The organism is Nocardia donostiensis, from assembly GCF_002081715.1.
GTDB classification, from domain to species: domain Bacteria; phylum Actinomycetota; class Actinomycetes; order Mycobacteriales; family Mycobacteriaceae; genus Nocardia; species Nocardia donostiensis.
In genome coordinates this window covers 113,856-130,344 of record NZ_MUKP01000002.1, presented here as the reverse complement: position 1 = coordinate 130,344, position 16,489 = coordinate 113,856, and the positions used below count along the sequence as shown (strand labels likewise).

The following is a 16,489-nucleotide window of genomic DNA, read 5'->3' as shown; positions in this document are numbered from 1 at the left end:
TGCGCAAACATGAAAGGCACACATCAATGCGCACGGCCGGAGCGAAGGCGGAGGTACGCATACAGGTGGATTCCGACTACGTGTCGGTGCGGCTGGGTAGTGTTGAAGGACGAGCACACAAACTGCTCATGATCCGACCGGTGCTCACCGAGGGCCTGGTCGTGGTGAGAAACAGAGGAGGTCGGCTGCCATGGCACAAGAGCAGACCAAACGCGCCGGGGGCGGCGATGAGGATGAGGGCCCCGACGGTGTCGACGCTGCGGGTCAGGAACGGCGCGAGAAGCTGGCGGAGGACACCGACGACCTGCTCGACGAGATCGATGATGTGCTCGAGGAGAACGCCGAGGACTTCGTCCGCGCCTACGTGCAGAAAGGTGGCCAGTGACCGCAGGTGACCCCATGCGTCTCCACCCGGGGTACGCCCTGTCATCATTTTCCGAACATCTGCGCATGCACGCGCCGGAACTGTTGCCCGCCAACAGGTTCGCCGCTCACGACGCCGCCGCCGGAATCACCGGCGGCGGCGCCGCGCGGGATATCGCCCCGCATGGCACCACCATCGTGGCGGTGACCTATCGCGGTGGCGTGCTCATTGCGGGCGATCGCCGCTCCACTCAGGGAAACCTGCTGGCCAGCCGCGATGTGGAGAAGGTCTACATCACCGACACCTATTCGGCTGCCGGTATCGCGGGCACCGCGGGTATGGCCATCGAGATGGTGCGGCTGTTCGCGGTGGAACTGGAGTATTACGAAAAGATCGAAGGGGTGTCGCTGACCTTCGACGGTAAGGCCAACAAGCTGTCGAAGATGGTGCGTGACAATCTGCCTGCCGCCCTGCAGGGCTTGGCCGTGGTGCCGGTGCTGGTCGGTTTCGACGAGCAGGCAACCGATCCGGACACCGCGGGCCGGATCATCTCCTTCGACGTGGTCGGCGGACGCAGCGAGGAACGGTTCGGCTACACCGCCGTCGGTTCCGGCTCCATGTTCGCCAAGTCGTCACTGAAAAAGCTGTACGCCAAAGGGATCGATGAGCAGCGGGCGCTGCGCATCGCCGTCGAGGCATTGTTCGACGCCGCTGACGACGACACCGCCACCGGCGGCCCCGACCTGTTGCGCGGTATCTACCCGACCGCCATCACCATCGGTGACGACGGCGCTGCCGAGGTGACCGAGGATCGGCTCGAAGAGATCACCCGCGGCATCGTAGCCGACCGCGAGGCGGCGCAGGAGGCGTCATGAGGCATGATTTCGCCGCGCCCGTCCCGCCGTCGGGCCGCACGACGAGCAGCGGGGACGCCCGCCCGACCCAGCCCCGCCCGACCCAGCCCCGCCCGACCCAGCAAGGGGGAGCCCGAGCATGACACTGCCGTACTACGCGTCGGCCGAGCAGATCATGCGCGACAAGACCGAGCTCGCGCGCAAAGGTATCGCCCGCGGTCGCAGTGTTGTGGTCCTGGTGTACGACAAAGGCGTGGTGTTCGTTGCGGAGAATCCGTCGGCCACCCTGCACAAGGTGAGTGAGTTGTACGACCGCGTCGGGTTCGCGGCCGTCGGTAAATACAACGAGTTCGAGAACCTGCGTCGCGGCGGTATCCTGCAGGCCGATCTGCGCGGCTACCAGTACGACCGCCGTGATGTCACAGGTCGGGCGCTGGCCAACGCCTACGCTCAGACCCTGGGGACGATCTTCACCGATCAACTCAAACCATACGAGGTGGAGATCTGCGTCGCCGAGGTCGGCTACCCGGAACAGACGCCCGAATCGGTGCTCTACCGGATCACCTTCGACGGTTCCATCGTCGATGAACGCGACTATGTGGTGATGGGCGGGACCACGGAGCCGATCGTGACCGCCCTCAAGGCGTCCTACCGGCCCGGGCTCGATCTGCCGACCGCGGTCGACGTCGCGGTGCGGGCGCTGCAAGCGGCTGTGCCCGAGGGCGCCGACAAGGAGAAGCGGTCCCTGGGTGTCGGCTCGCTCGAGGTAGCCACCCTGGAACAGGCACGTCCGCGGCGCGCGTTCCGGCGGATCGGGCGTACCTCGCTGGAACGACTGCTCGGCCCCTCCGGAAACGGCGCGGCCGGCACGGATGGCGCGGACGCAGGCGAACCGGCAGAAGCGGAGTCCACCGACAAACAGTGACCCCCCGACGGTCTCTGCGGGCCGCGCACCTGGTTGTCGTGCGCGGCCCGAACCATGTCCGGGTGGGTTCGGACAGCAGCGGATCAGCGTTGTATTCGGTCTCTCTCCGGGGGGATCGCGCTGCAACGGTGAGGGCGATCGACGCACGAATCCTGGCTCGGCACCACAAAATCGACGGTGTCAAGAGGGAGTTGTCGAACGAATGCCGCCCGAATCGTTGTCAAGACGTATACATCGAGGTTCTTCAAGCCCCACCGGAGCCCCTGACATGGCTGTACTGTCGATAGTGTGCAGCGACGAATCATGGGGATCGAGACCGAATTCGGTGTGACGTGCACCTTTCACGGCCACCGTCGGCTCAGCCCCGACGAGGTGGCCCGGTATCTGTTCCGCCGGGTGGTGTCCTGGGGACGTAGCTCCAATGTGTTCCTCCGCAATGGTGCACGGCTCTACCTCGACGTCGGGTCCCACCCGGAGTACGCGACGGCCGAATGCGACAGCCTGGTGCAGTTGGTCACCCACGACCGAGCCGGTGAGCGGGTGTTGGAGGAACTGCTGATCGATGCCGAACAGCGGCTCGCGGAGGAGGGGATCGGCGGCGATATCTACCTGTTCAAGAACAACACCGATTCGGCGGGCAACTCCTACGGCTGCCATGAGAACTTCCTGGTGGTACGCGCGGGTGAATTCTCCCGGATCTCCGATGTGCTGCTGCCGTTCCTGGTGACTCGTCAGCTCATCTGCGGCGCGGGCAAGGTGCTGCAGACGCCGAAAGCGGCCACGTTCTGTCTGTCGCAGCGCGCCGAGCACATCTGGGAGGGGGTGTCCTCGGCGACGACCCGTTCCCGCCCGATCATCAACACCCGCGACGAGCCGCACGCCGACGCCGAGAAGTACCGCAGGCTGCACGTGATCGTCGGCGATTCGAACATGTCCGAGACCACCACGATGCTCAAGGTGGGTACCGCGTCGCTGGTCCTGGAGATGATCGAGGCGGGCGTCTCGTTCCGCGATTTCGCATTGGACAATCCGATCCGCGCCATCCGCGAGGTCAGCCACGACCTCACCGGACGCCGCCCGGTGCGCCTGGCGGGCGGCAGGCAGGCGAGCGCGCTGGATATCCAGCGTGAGTATTACGCGCGCGCGGTCGAGCATCTACGCAACCGGGAACGCGATCCGCAGATCGACCAGGTGGTCGACCTGTGGGGCCGCGCCCTCGACGCAGTCGAAGGCCAGGATTTCGCGAAGGTCGACACCGAGATCGACTGGGTGATCAAGCGCAAACTGTTCCAGCGCTACCAGGACCGCTACGGTATGGAGCTGTCCGACCCCAAGATCGCCCAGCTCGACCTGGCCTATCACGACATCAAACGGGGCCGCGGCGTGTTCGACCTGCTGCAGCGCAAGGGACTGGCCAAACGGGTCACCGAGGACGACGCCGTCGACGCCGCCGTGGACAACCCGCCGCAGACCACCAGGGCCAAACTGCGCGGCGACTTCATCACCGCCGCCCAGGAGGCGGGCCGCGATTTCACGGTGGACTGGGTGCATCTGAAACTCAACGATCAGGCGCAGCGCACGGTGCTGTGCAAAGATCCGTTCCGTTCGGTCGACGAACGCGTCGACCGGTTGATCGCCTCGATGTAGCCGGATCAGTCGCGCGCCGGGTGATGACCCGGTTGCCGCGCGCATTACGCTGTGTCGCGTGGCGATATCCAAGGTCGAGCGGCTGATGAATCTGGTCATCGCGCTGCTGTCGACCCGGCAGTTTCTGACCGCGGAGCGGATCAGGGAAAGCGTCGCGGGTTATGAGGACTCGGCCAGCGACGAGGCGTTCAGCCGGATGTTCGAGCGCGACAAGAACGAACTACGCGATCTGGGCATCCCGCTGGAGGTGGGTCCGGCGGGCCAGTTCTCCACTATCGAGGGCTACCGGATCAATCGGGATGCCTACGAACTCCCCGATATCGATCTGACCAGCGAAGAAGCCGCCGCTGTCGCGGTAGCGGTGCAGATGTGGGGGTCGCCGGAGCTGGCCACCGCCGCGGACGGTGCCTTGCTGAAGCTGCGGGCTGCGGGGATTCATGTGGAGACCGATACCGTGATGGCGTCGGTGCCCGCCGTGCCTGCGCATACGCGCGGCTCCGAACCGGTGCTCGGCAAACTGTTGACCGCCATCGACGAAGGCCGGGCCGTGCGGTTCGAGCATCGTGGCGCGGTCACCGCCCCGTATCTGATGCGTGAGGTGGAGCCGTGGGGTGTGGTCACCTATCGCGGCCGCTGGTATCTGGTCGGCCACGACCGCGCCAAGAACGCCACCCGCACCTTCCGGCTGTCCCGCATCGGCGATGAAGTGACCCCGTTCGGGCCCCGCAACGGGGTGCGCAAACCCGATGACGTGGACCTGCGCGAGATCGTCACCCGGGTCACCGGCACCGCGCCGGTGACCGGTGCGGCGACGGTATGGGTGGCCGAGGGGCGCGGCAGGGAGATCCGCAGGCTCGGCCGTGTGCTCGGCGGCAAAACCATCGGCGGCCGCGTGGGCAGCGTCGTGGAAGTGCCGATCCGTTCGCGGGACTGGATCGCGCGGCTGGTCACCGGCCTCGGCCCCGATGCGGTGGTGCTGACCCCGCCGGAACTGCGCGACGATGTGATCGCGCGGCTGCGTTCGGTGCTCGACCGAACGGAGGTCACCGCATGAGCGGTCAGCGCCCGGAGGCGGCAGCTTGGGTCACCACGGAGGGCGCCCGCTCATGCGGAGAGGAGTCAGTATGAGCAGTCGCCTGTCGGTTCGGTTGTCCCGGCTGCTGAACATGGTTCCGTATTTCATCGCCAACCCCGGGATCAGCGCCGCCGAAGCCGCCGCCGATCTCGGCGTGACCACCAAACAGTTGATGAGTGATCTGAATCAGCTGTGGATGTGCGGTCTGCCCGGTTATGGTCCCGGTGATCTCATTGATCTGTCGTTCTCCGAGGAGAGCGTCGAGGTGACGTTCTCCGCCGGGATAGATCGCCCGCTGCGGCTCACCTCCACCGAGGCCACGGCCTTGCTGGTGGCGTTGCGCTCGATTGTCGATATGCCGGGCATGGTCGATCCGAGCGCGGCGCATTCCGCCATCGCCAAAATCGAGTCCGCCATTTCCGGCGGCGCTCCTGGCGCTTCGGTCGCGCAGCCTCCGGTGGAGGCGCCCACGGTGGCTGCCGTGCGGGCGGCGCTGGTAGGCAGGTATGCGGTGCGGCTGGTGTACTACTCGGCCAGCCGTGACGTGGTATCCGAGCGCGTGGTCGACCCGATCCGCATCGTGCTCGTCGACAACAACAGCTATCTGCAAGCCTGGTGCAGGCAGGCCGAGGGGGTGCGGCTGTTCCGTTTCGACCGGATCGAGGCCGCCACTGCGCTGGACGAACCGGCACGTCCGCCCAGCCACGCCACCGACGCCGATGCCGGTCTCGATCTGTTCCAGGACGATCCCGCCGTCCCGCTGGCCCGGCTGCTGATCAGCGCCGACTACGGCTGGGTGATGGACCAGTATCCGCTGCATCGAGTTGCGGTGCGCCCCGACGGCAGCATGGAGGCAACCATGCGCTTCGCCACCCTGGACTGGATGGCGCGGCTGCTCCTCGGGTTCGGTTCCGGTGTGACAGTGCTCGGCCCGCCGGAGTTGGTCGCGGCGGTGCGGGAACGCTCCGACGCCGCGCTCGCCGCGTACGCGGCTGCGGACGCCGACATCGACACTGAACCGGCCGGTTCTTCCTGACCCGCCTGTCTTCCGGTTGCCGGTCGGCGCCCTGGATCCGCACCCGAGGGTGATGTGCTGCACCCGGCCCGCCGCCGCGTTCGCCCACGTCATGGGGGCAGGTAGCATCGGAACCACCACAGTCTTGGGAGGTAAGCACATGGGCAGTCTGAGCATCTGGCACTGGCTGATCATCGCGGTGGTGTTCGTGGTGTTCTTCGGCGCGAAGCGGATGCCCGACGCGGCCCGCAGCCTCGGGCGGTCACTGCGCATCTTCAAGAGCGAGGTCAGCCAGATGCAGAACGAGGGCAATGCTTCGGCGGGTTCGCCGGGCACAGCGGCGCAGCAGCCGCCGCAGCAGTTGCCTTCGGGGCAGCAGGCGACCACCGCTCCGGAGACCCGCAGCGAGTCGAAGACGCTCTGAGGCCGGACAATCCTCGGGGCGGGCGCAGGCCGGCCCCGGGCACAATACTGTTGACCCGGTGCTGCTGACCGAGGCCGGGTCGCGGATATTGCCGACGGCCGAGCGGAGCGAGGCACGCGAGCACAGGGGCATCCACACATATGCGAATTCCGTTCGACCCCCGGCGCAGTAGGCGCAGGACGAATCCCGACGGCACCATGTCGTTGGTCGAGCACCTGCGGGAACTGCGCCGACGACTGCTGATCTCGATCGCCGCCGTCCTCGCCACCACGGTTGTGGGGTTTCTGTGGTACGCGCATTCGTTCCTCGGGGTGGAAAGCCTCGGCGAGATCCTGCGCGGTCCCTACTGTGATCTGCCGCCGGAAACGCGCGCCGCGCTGACCGCCGACGGCGAGTGCAGGTTGCTGGCGACGGCACCGTTCGAGCAGTTCATGCTCCGGTTGAAGGTCGGCCTCACCGCCGGTGTGGTGCTGGCCTGCCCGGTGTGGCTGTATCAGACGTGGGCGTTCATCACGCCGGGCCTGTATCCGAAGGAACGCAGGTACGCGGTCGGGTTCGTCGGTTCCGGTTCGGTGCTGTTCGTGGCCGGTGCGGTGCTCGCCTACGTGGTGATCGCGCACGCATTGGGTTTCCTGCTGACCATCGGCGACAACGTGCAGATCACCGCGTTGAGCGGTTCCCAGTACTTCGGCTTCATCATTCAGCTGCTGGTCATCTTCGGGGTCAGCTTCGAGACACCGCTGCTGGTGGTCGGCCTGAATCTGATCGGGGTCCTGCCCTACGAGCGGCTCAAAGCGTGGCGGCGCGGCATCGTGTTCGGACTGTTCGTGTTCGCCGCCATCGTCACCCCGCAGGATCCGTTCTCGATGCTGGCTCTGGCCTTCGCGCTGACGCTGTTGTTCGAGGTCGCGGTGCAGTTCGCGCGGATCAACGACAGGCGCCGGGCGCGTAAGGAGCAGGCCGAGGGCCTGGGCGAGCTGACCGATGAGGAAGCGTCTCGGATCGGTGCGCCCGAGCCCGTCACCCCTGCCGACCCGGTCGATGCTGCCGAACCCGTGGCCGGGACCGGCAAAACCCCACGACCCGTGTCGGACTACTCCGATACTCTCTGACGGGTGACACAGAACGGGGTGGTAACCACGGAACTGGCTCGGTTTTCCGGCGAGCTGAAGTTCAGCCTTGATCCTTTCCAGCGCGATGCGTGCACCGCTCTGGAGAACGGGCACAGCGTGCTGGTCTGCGCGCCGACCGGCGCGGGGAAGACCGTTGTCGGCGAGTTCGCGGTGCATCTGGCGCTCGCCTCGGGCGGGAAATGCTTCTACACCACCCCTATCAAAGCCCTGTCGAACCAGAAGTTCGCCGACCTCACCGAACGCTACGGGCGCGGCAAGGTCGGGCTGCTCACCGGCGACCAGACCATCAACCCCGACGCCCAGGTGGTCGTGATGACCACCGAGGTGCTGCGGAACATGATCTACGCATCCTCCGCAGCACTGGCGGATCTTTCCTATGTGGTGATGGACGAGGTGCACTATCTGGCCGACCGGTTCCGCGGCGCGGTCTGGGAAGAGGTCATCCTGCACCTGCCGTTGGAGGTGCGGCTGGTCAGTTTGTCGGCGACGGTGTCCAATGCCGAGGAGTTCGGTGCGTGGATGGAAACCGTACGCGGCGATACCGCGGTGGTGGTGGACGAGACCCGGCCGGTGCCGCTGTGGCAGCACGTCATGGTGGGACGGCGGATGTTCGATCTGTTCGACACCAGCTCCTCGGATCAGAAGGTGATCGTCGACGAAGACCTGGTGCGCTATATCCGGCACCGGGAGACCGCCGACCGGATGGCGGGCTGGGGCGGCCCGCGCAACGGCCGGGGTGGACCACGCCGCTTCTTCCGCCCGTTGCCGCGCCCGGAAGTGTTGGCCCGGCTCGACGAGGAAGGGCTGCTGCCCGCGATCACCTTCATCTTCAGCCGTGCAGGCTGCGACGGAGCGCTGGCGCAATGCCTGCGTTCACCGCTGGACCTGAGCGGCGACAGCCTAGGCGCGGATATCGACGCCATCATCGACAAGCACACCGGTGACCTGCCGAAAAGCGATCTCGAGGTGCTCGGCTACTGGGAGTGGCGGGAGGCGCTGCACCGCGGTATGGCCGCTCATCATGCGGGGATGTTGCCGGCGTTCCGGCACGCGGTGGAAGAACTGTTCGTCAACGGGCTCGTGCGGGCGGTGTTCGCGACCGAAACCTTGGCGCTCGGTATCAATATGCCTGCGCGCACGGTGGTGCTGGAACGGCTGGTGAAGTTCAACGGCGAATCACATGCCGAGCTCACTCCCGGCGAATACACCCAGCTCACCGGCCGGGCTGGGCGACGCGGCATCGATGTCGAAGGCCACGCCGTCGTGCTGTGGCAGCCTGAGGTCGACACCAGCGCTGTCGCCGGTCTCGCCTCCACCAGAACCTACCCGCTGCGCAGCTCGTTCAAGCCCGGCTACAACATGTCGATCAACCTGATCGACCGGATGGGTGCCGACGAATCGCGAGCGTTGCTGGAGCGCTCCTTCGCCCAGTTCCAGGCCGACCGTTCGGTGGTGGGGCTGGTGCGCGGTATCGAACGTAACGAAGGCCAGCTGCGTAAGCTCGCCGCCCAGCTCGGTGGTGAGGAGGGCGGGGAGGGCGGGGCCCTCGGATACTTCCGGTTGCGGGAGCGGATCAAACAGCGCGAACGGGCACTGGCCCAGCAGAGCCGTTCCGATCGGCGCGGCGCCGCCGTCGCGGCACTGACCGAACTGCGCCGCGGCGATGTCGTGGCCATCCCGTCGGGGCGGCGCGCCGGGCTCGCCGTCATCCTCGAACCCGATGCCACGCCGGGAGATCCGCGTCCGCTGGTGCTCACCGAGGACAAATGGGCGGGCCGCGTCTCGGTGGCCGATTTCCCGGTGCCCGCCGAAGCGCTGGGGCGGATGCGGTTGCCCCGGCGGGTCGACCATCGCACTGCGCGCACCCGCCGTGATCTGGCTTCCGCGCTGCGCAGCACGGGAATCACCGCGCCGGGCCGCCCCCGCCGCGACCGGCGCTCTCGCGCCGTCGACGATCCCGAACTGACCACCCTGCGCCGCAGCCTGCGCGCCCATCCGGTGCACAAACGCCCCGATCGCGAACAGCTCGCCCGCATCGGGGAACGCTACAACCGGCTCGGCCGGGACACCGAGGCGATGCGGCAGAAGGTCGCCGCCACCACCAATTCGCTGGCGCGTACTTTCGACCGAATTCTGGGTTTGCTGGAAGAACGCGGGTTCGTGCACGAGGGCGAGGTGACTGCCGACGGCCGCAGGCTCGCGCGCATCTACGCCGAAAGTGATCTGCTGGTCGCCGAATGCCTGCGCCAGGGTTTGTGGAAAGGGCTCGGTCCTGCGGAGCTGGCGGCGGTCGTGTCGATTCTGGTGTACGAAGCCCGCCAGGAAGGCGGTTACCTGGGTGCTTCCGGGCCGACCGCGCCGATCCGGCGGGCCGTCGCGGACACGATCGGGGTGTGGTCGCAGCTGCGTTCGGATGAGGCCAGGCATCGGCTGGCGCCGACCAGGGAACCGGATCTCGGGTTCATCTCCGGTATCTATCTGTGGGCGCGTGGCGGCGCGTTGGCCGATGCGTTGCTGGCCGGAGGGGATCAGCATGCACCCCAGTCCGCAGGTGATTTCGTCCGCTGGTGCAGGCAGGTGATCGACCTGCTCGATCAGATCCACAACACCGCCGACGACCCGGAAGTGGCGGCGACGGCAGCCAAAGCGGTCCGCGCCATCCGGCGCGGTGTCGTCGCGGTGGACGCGGCGTGACCGATGGGTTTGTGATTTGATTTCAAGCGCACGCGGGGGGCTACCGTGTGTATGACGATGCGAGTGGAGGCAATCAGATGAGCGGCCCGTACGGACCGAACGACGCCCCTGGTCCAGGGGAGGGACGCAACGACCCGACCCAGATGTGGGGTCAGCAGGCGCCCGGCGTGGCCGGGCCGCAGCAGCAATGGGGTAGTCAGCAGCCGTCTCAGCCGCATCCGCAGCAGCCCGATCCGCAGCAAGCTCAGCCCACCCAGCAGTGGGGCAGTAACCAGGGTGGCCAGCAACAGTGGGGTCAACCGCAGCAGCAGTGGGGTAGTCAGCAGCCGTCTCAGCCGCATCCGCAGCAGCCCGATCCGCAGCAAGCTCAGCCCACCCAACAGTGGGGCAGCAATCAGGGTGGCCAGCAACAGTGGGGTCAACCGCAGCAGCCGCAGCAGCAGTGGGGGCAGCAGTCGAACCAGGATTGGGGTCAGCCGCAGCCGCAGCCGCAGCCGCAGTGGGGTCAGCCGCAGCAGCAGTGGGGTCAGCCCGCCCAGCAGCAGCCCGGCGGCGGTAAGAAAACCGGTCTGGTCATCGGCCTTGCGGTGCTCGCGCTCGCCGTGATCGGCGGTATCGTTACGCTGATCCTGCTGCTCAACGCCGAGGACGAACTGGACAAGGCCGCCGTGCAGGACGGTGTGCAGAAGGTGCTGTCGGAGTCCTACGGCATCGAAGACGTCAGCGACGTGTCCTGCCCCGCCGGTCAGGAAGTGAAGGTGGATGCCACTTTCACCTGTGATCTGAAGGTCAGTGGCGAGGCCAAGACCGTCAGCATCAAGATCACCAAGGAGGACGGCACCTACGAGGTCGGCCGCCCCAACTGACCCCACACCCAGCTGGTTCGATCCAGCGAGCGCGTACGCCGATGAACCTGTCCTCATCGCCGAGCCGACAATCGTCGGCGCCATCCGTTTATTGATCGCCCGTTGCCGCAACCGTCGGCCGGTTCCGATCGAGGAATCGAGGTGGGGAGAGCGGTCATGAGTGTCGAGGTGGTGTGGTCGGGCTTCCGGGAACGCGTGCACTGTAGGTCGGTGGTGATCACACGACGCCGTATTGCTGCGGGCCGAGCCTGCGGCTCTGCGGCAGCGTTCGCAGCCGCAGAGGTGGACGCCGCTCTAGCACGTGTGTCACATGCGTGACGTGCTGCTATGCGGCGTGAGCCGTTTCGCGCGACGTTCCTGGCGTCGGCCCATAGGATGCGAGAACGGGTCGAGTGGCCGATCGCCGGTCAGCTGCCGGTGGTTTCGAGGGCGGTGATCAGACGGGTGATCGGGCTTTCGGCGTTGTAGGCGAGGGCTAGTTCGCGCAGCCGTTCGTGGTGGGCGGGGAGCGTGGGCAGGGTGTCGGGACCCGACAGCGTGACGTCGGCGTCGCGCACCACCCGGACCACGGGGGCGGCAGCCGCCAGGTAGGTGCCTGCGGCGCGGAGTTTGGCCCGCATCCCCTGGGCGAGATCGGCGGCCGGGTCGTCGACGGCGGCGATCAGCGCTTCCAGGGAACCGAAACGGGTGATGAGCGTGGCCGCGGTCTTCTCGCCGATACCCGCTGCGCCGGGCAGGCCGTCGGAGGCATCGCCACGCAGCGCCGCCATATCAGCGTAGGCGGGGCCCGCGTTTCCTTGCGGCACCCCGTATTTGGCGGCGACCTCGGCCGGGCCGAACAGTTCCGCCTTGGCCAGGCCGCGGCCCGTGTAGAGCACCCGCACGGGTGGGGCGGGAGTGTCGCGCACCAGTTGCAGGAGATCGCGGTCGCCGCTGACCACCACGACCTCGTCGGCGCGCTCCCTGGTGGCGAGTGTGCCGAGCACATCGTCAGCTTCCAACCCGTCCGCGCCGCCGGTGGCGATACCCGCTGCGGCGAGGACCTCGAGGATCATCGCGACCTGCGGTGTGAGCCGGTCCGGTACCACCTCGGCACCGGGCGCGGCCCCCTCGGAAGTGTCGAGGCGGTGGGTTTTGTAGGTCGGCACCAGGTCGACCCGGAACCGGGGCCGCCAGTCCAGATCCAGGCACACCACGAGCCGGCTCGGCCGGTGCTTGGTGATCAGCGAGGCGACCATATCGGTGAATCCGCGCAGCGCGTTCACCGAACGACCGTCGGGCGCGGTGATCTTCTCCGGGATGGCGTGGAACGCACGAAACCACAGGCTTGCCCCGTCGAGCAGCAGCAGCGGGCCCTGGGAAGACGCAGCGGAAGTCACGCGCCGAAGGCTACCTGCCGCCACCGACAACCGGCGTGTAACGGCTCGGCTTCCGGGTAACGTCGAGCACATGAGCTCGCATACGGAGTCACGATTCGCGGCCGACGTCTATGCCGACCGGCTGGAGCGGGCGGTGCAGCTGATGCGCGAAGCACATCTCGACGCGCTGCTCGTCACCCCCGGACCCGACCTGCACTACCTGATCGGTTCGGCCGCACAATCCTTCGAACGGCTGACCTGCCTGGTCATCACGTCCGACAAGGCCACCCCGTCGGTGGTGATTCCGAAACTGGAACTGGCGTCGCTGGCCGATTCCGCGGTCGCGGAACTCGGACTGCAGGTGCTGGACTGGGTGGACGGCACCGACCCGTACCAGCTGGTCAAATCGTCACTGCACGTCGGATCCCGGGTGGCGGTCACCGATGTCATGCCCGCATTGCATCTGCTGCCGCTGGCCGAATCGTTCAGTGGGCTGCCGGTATCGGCGACGCCAGTGCTGCGCGAACTGCGCATGATCAAGGACGCCGCCGAAATCGATGCGCTGCGCCGGGCGGGCGCGGCCATCGACCGCGTGCATGCGCGGATGGGGGAGTGGCTGCGCGCGGGACGCACCGAAGCCGAGGTCGGCCGGGATATCGCCGACGCCATTGTCGCCGAAGGGCATACCGAGGCGGCGTTCGTGATCGTCGGCGCGGGCGAGCACGGCGCGGACCCGCACCACGATGTGTCCGACCGGCGTATCGAACCCGGGGATGTGGTGGTCGTCGATATCGGTGGTCCGGTGGCGCCCGGCTACTACTCCGACTCCACCCGCACCTATGTGCTCGGCGAACCCGCCCCGCAGGTGGCCGAGCGTATCGCCGAACTGGAACGTGCCCAAGCGGCTGCTGTTGCCGCGGTCCGACCGGGTGCGCGGGCCGAAGACGTCGACGCCGCCGCACGAAAGCCGTTGACCGCGGCCGGGCTCGGCGATGCTTTCGTGCACCGCACCGGCCACGGGATCGGCCTGTCGGTGCACGAGGAGCCCTACATCGTCGGAGGTAACCAGCTCGAGCTGCGGCCGGGAATGGCGTTCAGTGTCGAGCCGGGCATCTACTTTCGCGGTGAATGGGGCGCCCGTATCGAAGACATCGTGGTCGTCACCGAAGACGGCTGCGAGTCGATGAACCAGCGCCCACACGGCCTCACCGTGCTGTGAGCGGCCCGCTGCACAGCGCCTTACGCACCTGGATCTCGATCACCACGCGCGTCGGGTTCTCCCGCGGCACCCGGTACCGCTGCGCGTAACGCCGCACCGCCTCGGCGACGCTGTCCGCGTCGTCGAGGACGGTCGCCGGGCCCTCCAGCGTCAGCCACCGGATCCCGTCGACCTGACTCACTGCCGCATACCCCGACCTGCGCACATTGCGCACCTTCACCGATCCGTCGTTGGTGATGATCCGTGCGAGGCCCGCCTGCTGATCCCAGGTGAAACCCACCGCGACCACATGCGGGGTTCCGTCGGCCCGCAGGGTGGTCAGGGTGGCCAGATGCCGCTCGGTCACGAATTCGACCGCGGCCGGGGACAGTTCGACAGTGCTGATCGCCATGAACTCGACGGTATCGGCTGCCGAGCCGGTGGCCGCAATCGGTGCCTGGACCTGGCGGCTCCGGACCGCGCGGGATGTTCGCGGCTCCGCAGCACCGTGTCCAGGTCTGACCTGCCTGCGGGCGGTGCAACCCGCAGCAGTAACCGGGCCGTTCCGGGACCGGCTATCCGTTGCCCACATCGGGGCGGCGTCGCCGATCGCCTTGCCCAAGGGTGCCGCCGCGACCTGGACATCACACGGACGGCGGTGTCGCCCAGCCGGTCTTCCCGAGTTCCGGCGCTACCGACTCTCCCGCTGGAACAGGGCGAACAGCAACCAGGCGCGGGGAACCGGATGGGGCGAGGGCTTCGTGCCTACTCGGCGAGGACACATCGCTGCCTGCTCCAGGCGGTCCGGTGGCCGTGTAGCCGGGGTATACCGGATGACAGACTGATGCTATGGGATTGCGTGGTGGGCGAGGGATCGATGCCGGGGCGGTGCTGTTGCTCGGCGGGCGGAGTGAGATCGGGCTGGAAGTGGTGCGGCGGATCGCGCCGGGCAGGGTGGTGGTGCTGGCGGCGCGCCGCAGCGGCGAACTGGCGGCCGAAACCGCGCTGATCGAAGCGGCGGGTGCTGCCGCCGTGCATCGGGTGGAGTTCGACGCCGACGACACCGGAAGTCACCCGGCGCTGCTGGAGAAAGTGGCAACCGAGCACGGCCCGATCGGTGTCGCGGTCCTCGCATTCGGGATCCTCGGCGATCAAGCACGCGCCGAAAAGGACCCCGCTCATGCGCTGGCCGTCCTGCACACCGACTACAACGCGCAGGTCAGTGTGCTGACCGTGCTCGCGAACCAGCTGCGCGTCCAAGGTAGCGGCCATATCGTCGTGTTCAGCTCGGTCGCGGGCGCCCGGGTGCGGCGAGCCAACTACGTCTACGGTTCGGCCAAAGCCGGATTGGACGGTTTCGCCAGTGGTCTGGGTGATGCCCTGCACGGCAGCGGTGTGCACCTGCTGCTGGCGCGCCCGGGATTCGTGATCGGCCGGATGACCGAAGGGATGAGCCCGGCGCCGTTCTCCAGCACCCCGGCTCAGGTCGCCGACGCGGTGGTCGCGGCGCTCGGTCGCCGCGCGGGCAAGGTCTGGGTCCCTCGCGCGCTAGGCCCGATCTTTTTCGGTATGCGACTGCTGCCGCAGGCAGTCTGGCGCCGGATGCCTCGATGAGGCGCGAAGGAGCGCGGGAGTGATGTCGGAATCGGGTGGCAGCGTCCGGTGGGACGGTGCGCCGATACCAGTAGTCGGCATCGGGGCCGACGGCTGGGATGGCCTGGGCCGGGCAGCGCGTCAGGCGCTCGTCGACTGCGAGGTGCTGTTGGGGTCGCCGCGGCAGCTGGACCTGGTGCCCGATGCGGTCACTGCGCGGCGGGTGCGCTGGCCGTCGCCGTTGCTGCCTGCGGTGGCGGGGCTGCTGGACGAGTATCGCCACGTCCGGCTGGGGGTGCTCGCCAGCGGTGACCCGATGTTCTACGGGATCGGTACGACTCTGGCCAGGCTGGTCGGGCCGCAGGCGTTGCGAGTGTTGCCGCAGCCGTCGTCCGCGTCGCTGGCCTGTGCCCGGCTGGGGTGGTCCTTACCGGAGGTCGCGATCGTCAGCGCTGTCGCTCGCCCGCTGACCGGGTTGCTTCCCGAATTGGCCGACCAGCGGCGGGTTCTGGTGCTCAGCAACGACCAGGACACGCCCGCCCACGTCGCTGACCTGCTGGCCGGCCACGGCTTCGGCGGATCCGCGCTGACCGTGCTCGAACAGTTGGGCGGGCCCGCCGAACGGCTCGTCTCCGGGACCGCCGCCGGCTGGAACCATCCGCCCGCAGACCCGCTCAACATCGTCGCCGTGCACGCGGTCGCCGACCTGGACCGAGTGCGCATCACTCGGCTGCCTGGCCTGCCCGACAGCGTGTACGCAGGTGACGGGCAGCTCACCAAATCCGAGATACGCGCCCTGACACTCGCTGCCCTGGCGCCGGCACCGGGCGAACTGCTGTGGGATATCGGCGGCGGGTCGGGCAGTATCGCCATCGAATGGTGCCGCACCGATCCGGCCTGCCGCGCCGTCACTTTCGAGCGGCTCGGTGCACGCCGCCGCCAGATCGCCGGCAATGCCGCCACCCTCGGGGCACCCGGTGTGCAGGTGCGCGGTGAGGCCATGACCGAATTGGGTGGGACCGACCCCGCACCGCCGGACGCGATCTTCTTCGGTGGTGGCCTCACCCAGCACGGCCTGTTCGAGACATGCTGGGCGCATCTGCGCCACGGTGGGCGGATGGTGGCGAACGCGGTGACGGCGGAATCGGAGGCGTTGCTGCTGTCCTTGGCCGACGAGTACGGCGGTGAACTGCGTCGTTACCAGATCTACCGGGGTGAGCCACTCGGCCGGTTCACCACATGGCGTCCGCAGCTGCCGGTCACCCAATGGTCTGTGGTGAAAAGGAGGCAACGGCATGCCCATTCCGGGGAAATTCGGTCTTAAACCCGTCGGTGCCAACGGG

At 67.6% G+C, this 16,489-nt stretch carries 15 protein-coding genes; 13 read left to right on the top strand and 2 right to left on the bottom strand.

Annotated features, from left to right (window positions below; translation table 11 throughout):
- The first annotated feature begins 190 nt into the window (after window positions 1-190).
- The 10 genes from B0T44_RS02085 to B0T44_RS02040 all read left to right on the top strand — a co-directional run bounded on the left by B0T44_RS02085 (window position 191) and on the right by B0T44_RS02040 (window position 10,997).
- Window positions 191-385: a ubiquitin-like protein Pup gene (locus tag B0T44_RS02085; protein ID WP_040790983.1), complete on the top strand. Its 195-nt coding sequence runs from the start codon at window positions 191-193 to the stop codon at window positions 383-385.
- A 14-nt stretch (window positions 386-399) separates the two neighbouring features.
- On the top strand, window positions 400-1,239 hold the full coding sequence (prcB, locus tag B0T44_RS02080) for a proteasome subunit beta (RefSeq protein WP_077115158.1): 840 nt from the start codon (window positions 400-402) through the stop codon (window positions 1,237-1,239).
- A 118-nt stretch (window positions 1,240-1,357) separates the two neighbouring features.
- Window positions 1,358-2,143, top strand: coding sequence for a proteasome subunit alpha (prcA, locus tag B0T44_RS02075; protein ID WP_077114992.1), 786 nt, complete (start codon window positions 1,358-1,360; stop codon window positions 2,141-2,143).
- 288 nt (window positions 2,144-2,431) lie between these two features.
- Window positions 2,432-3,790, top strand: coding sequence for a Pup--protein ligase (pafA, locus tag B0T44_RS02070; protein WP_175647931.1), 1,359 nt, complete (start codon window positions 2,432-2,434; stop codon window positions 3,788-3,790).
- A gap of 58 nt (window positions 3,791-3,848) precedes the next feature.
- Window positions 3,849-4,844 (top strand): helix-turn-helix transcriptional regulator, encoded by a 996-nt coding sequence (locus B0T44_RS02065; RefSeq protein ID WP_077114990.1) that lies wholly within the window; start codon window positions 3,849-3,851, stop codon window positions 4,842-4,844.
- 70 nt (window positions 4,845-4,914) lie between these two features.
- Window positions 4,915-5,901, top strand: a complete 987-nt coding sequence (locus B0T44_RS02060) for a helix-turn-helix transcriptional regulator (RefSeq protein ID WP_077114989.1) — start codon at window positions 4,915-4,917, stop codon at window positions 5,899-5,901.
- Window positions 5,902-6,040: 139 nt separating this feature from the next.
- Window positions 6,041-6,304: a Sec-independent protein translocase subunit TatA gene (tatA, locus tag B0T44_RS02055; protein WP_077114988.1), complete on the top strand. Its 264-nt coding sequence runs from the start codon at window positions 6,041-6,043 to the stop codon at window positions 6,302-6,304.
- Window positions 6,305-6,444: 140 nt separating this feature from the next.
- Window positions 6,445-7,416: a twin-arginine translocase subunit TatC gene (gene tatC, locus B0T44_RS02050; RefSeq protein WP_077114987.1), complete on the top strand. Its 972-nt coding sequence runs from the start codon at window positions 6,445-6,447 to the stop codon at window positions 7,414-7,416.
- A gap of 3 nt (window positions 7,417-7,419) precedes the next feature.
- Window positions 7,420-10,131: a DEAD/DEAH box helicase gene (locus tag B0T44_RS02045; protein WP_077114986.1), complete on the top strand. Its 2,712-nt coding sequence runs from the start codon at window positions 7,420-7,422 to the stop codon at window positions 10,129-10,131.
- Window positions 10,132-10,208: 77 nt separating this feature from the next.
- Window positions 10,209-10,997 carry a DUF4333 domain-containing protein gene (locus B0T44_RS02040; protein WP_077114985.1) on the top strand — a complete coding sequence of 263 codons (789 nt, stop codon included), beginning with the start codon at window positions 10,209-10,211 and terminating at the stop codon, window positions 10,995-10,997.
- A 407-nt stretch (window positions 10,998-11,404) separates the two neighbouring features.
- Here B0T44_RS02040 and B0T44_RS02035 read toward each other — a convergent pair whose 3' ends face one another.
- A complete protein-coding gene (locus B0T44_RS02035; protein WP_077114984.1) occupies window positions 11,405-12,376 on the bottom strand; it encodes a 5'-3' exonuclease in 972 nt (323 codons plus the stop codon).
- Window positions 12,377-12,446: 70 nt separating this feature from the next.
- Between B0T44_RS02035 and B0T44_RS02030 the strand changes: the two genes are divergently transcribed.
- A complete protein-coding gene (locus B0T44_RS02030) occupies window positions 12,447-13,574 on the top strand; it encodes a M24 family metallopeptidase (protein ID WP_077114983.1) in 1,128 nt (375 codons plus the stop codon).
- Here the strand turns inward: B0T44_RS02030 and B0T44_RS02025 are convergent.
- A complete protein-coding gene (locus B0T44_RS02025) occupies window positions 13,561-13,965 on the bottom strand; it encodes a PPOX class F420-dependent oxidoreductase (protein ID WP_077114982.1) in 405 nt (134 codons plus the stop codon). The two genes, B0T44_RS02030 and B0T44_RS02025, sit on opposite strands and share 14 nt — an antisense overlap.
- A 437-nt stretch (window positions 13,966-14,402) precedes the next feature.
- On the opposite strand from B0T44_RS02025, the gene dprE2 reads away from it, so the two are divergent.
- Together dprE2 and cbiE are read left to right on the top strand one after the other, a co-directional pair.
- Window positions 14,403-15,167: a decaprenylphospho-beta-D-erythro-pentofuranosid-2-ulose 2-reductase gene (dprE2, locus tag B0T44_RS02020; protein ID WP_077114981.1), complete on the top strand. Its 765-nt coding sequence runs from the start codon at window positions 14,403-14,405 to the stop codon at window positions 15,165-15,167.
- 22 nt (window positions 15,168-15,189) lie between these two features.
- Entirely contained in the window at window positions 15,190-16,470 is a 1,281-nt protein-coding gene (gene cbiE, locus B0T44_RS02015) for a precorrin-6y C5,15-methyltransferase (decarboxylating) subunit CbiE (RefSeq protein ID WP_077114980.1), read from the top strand.
- The last annotated feature ends 19 nt before the right edge of the window (window positions 16,471-16,489 follow it).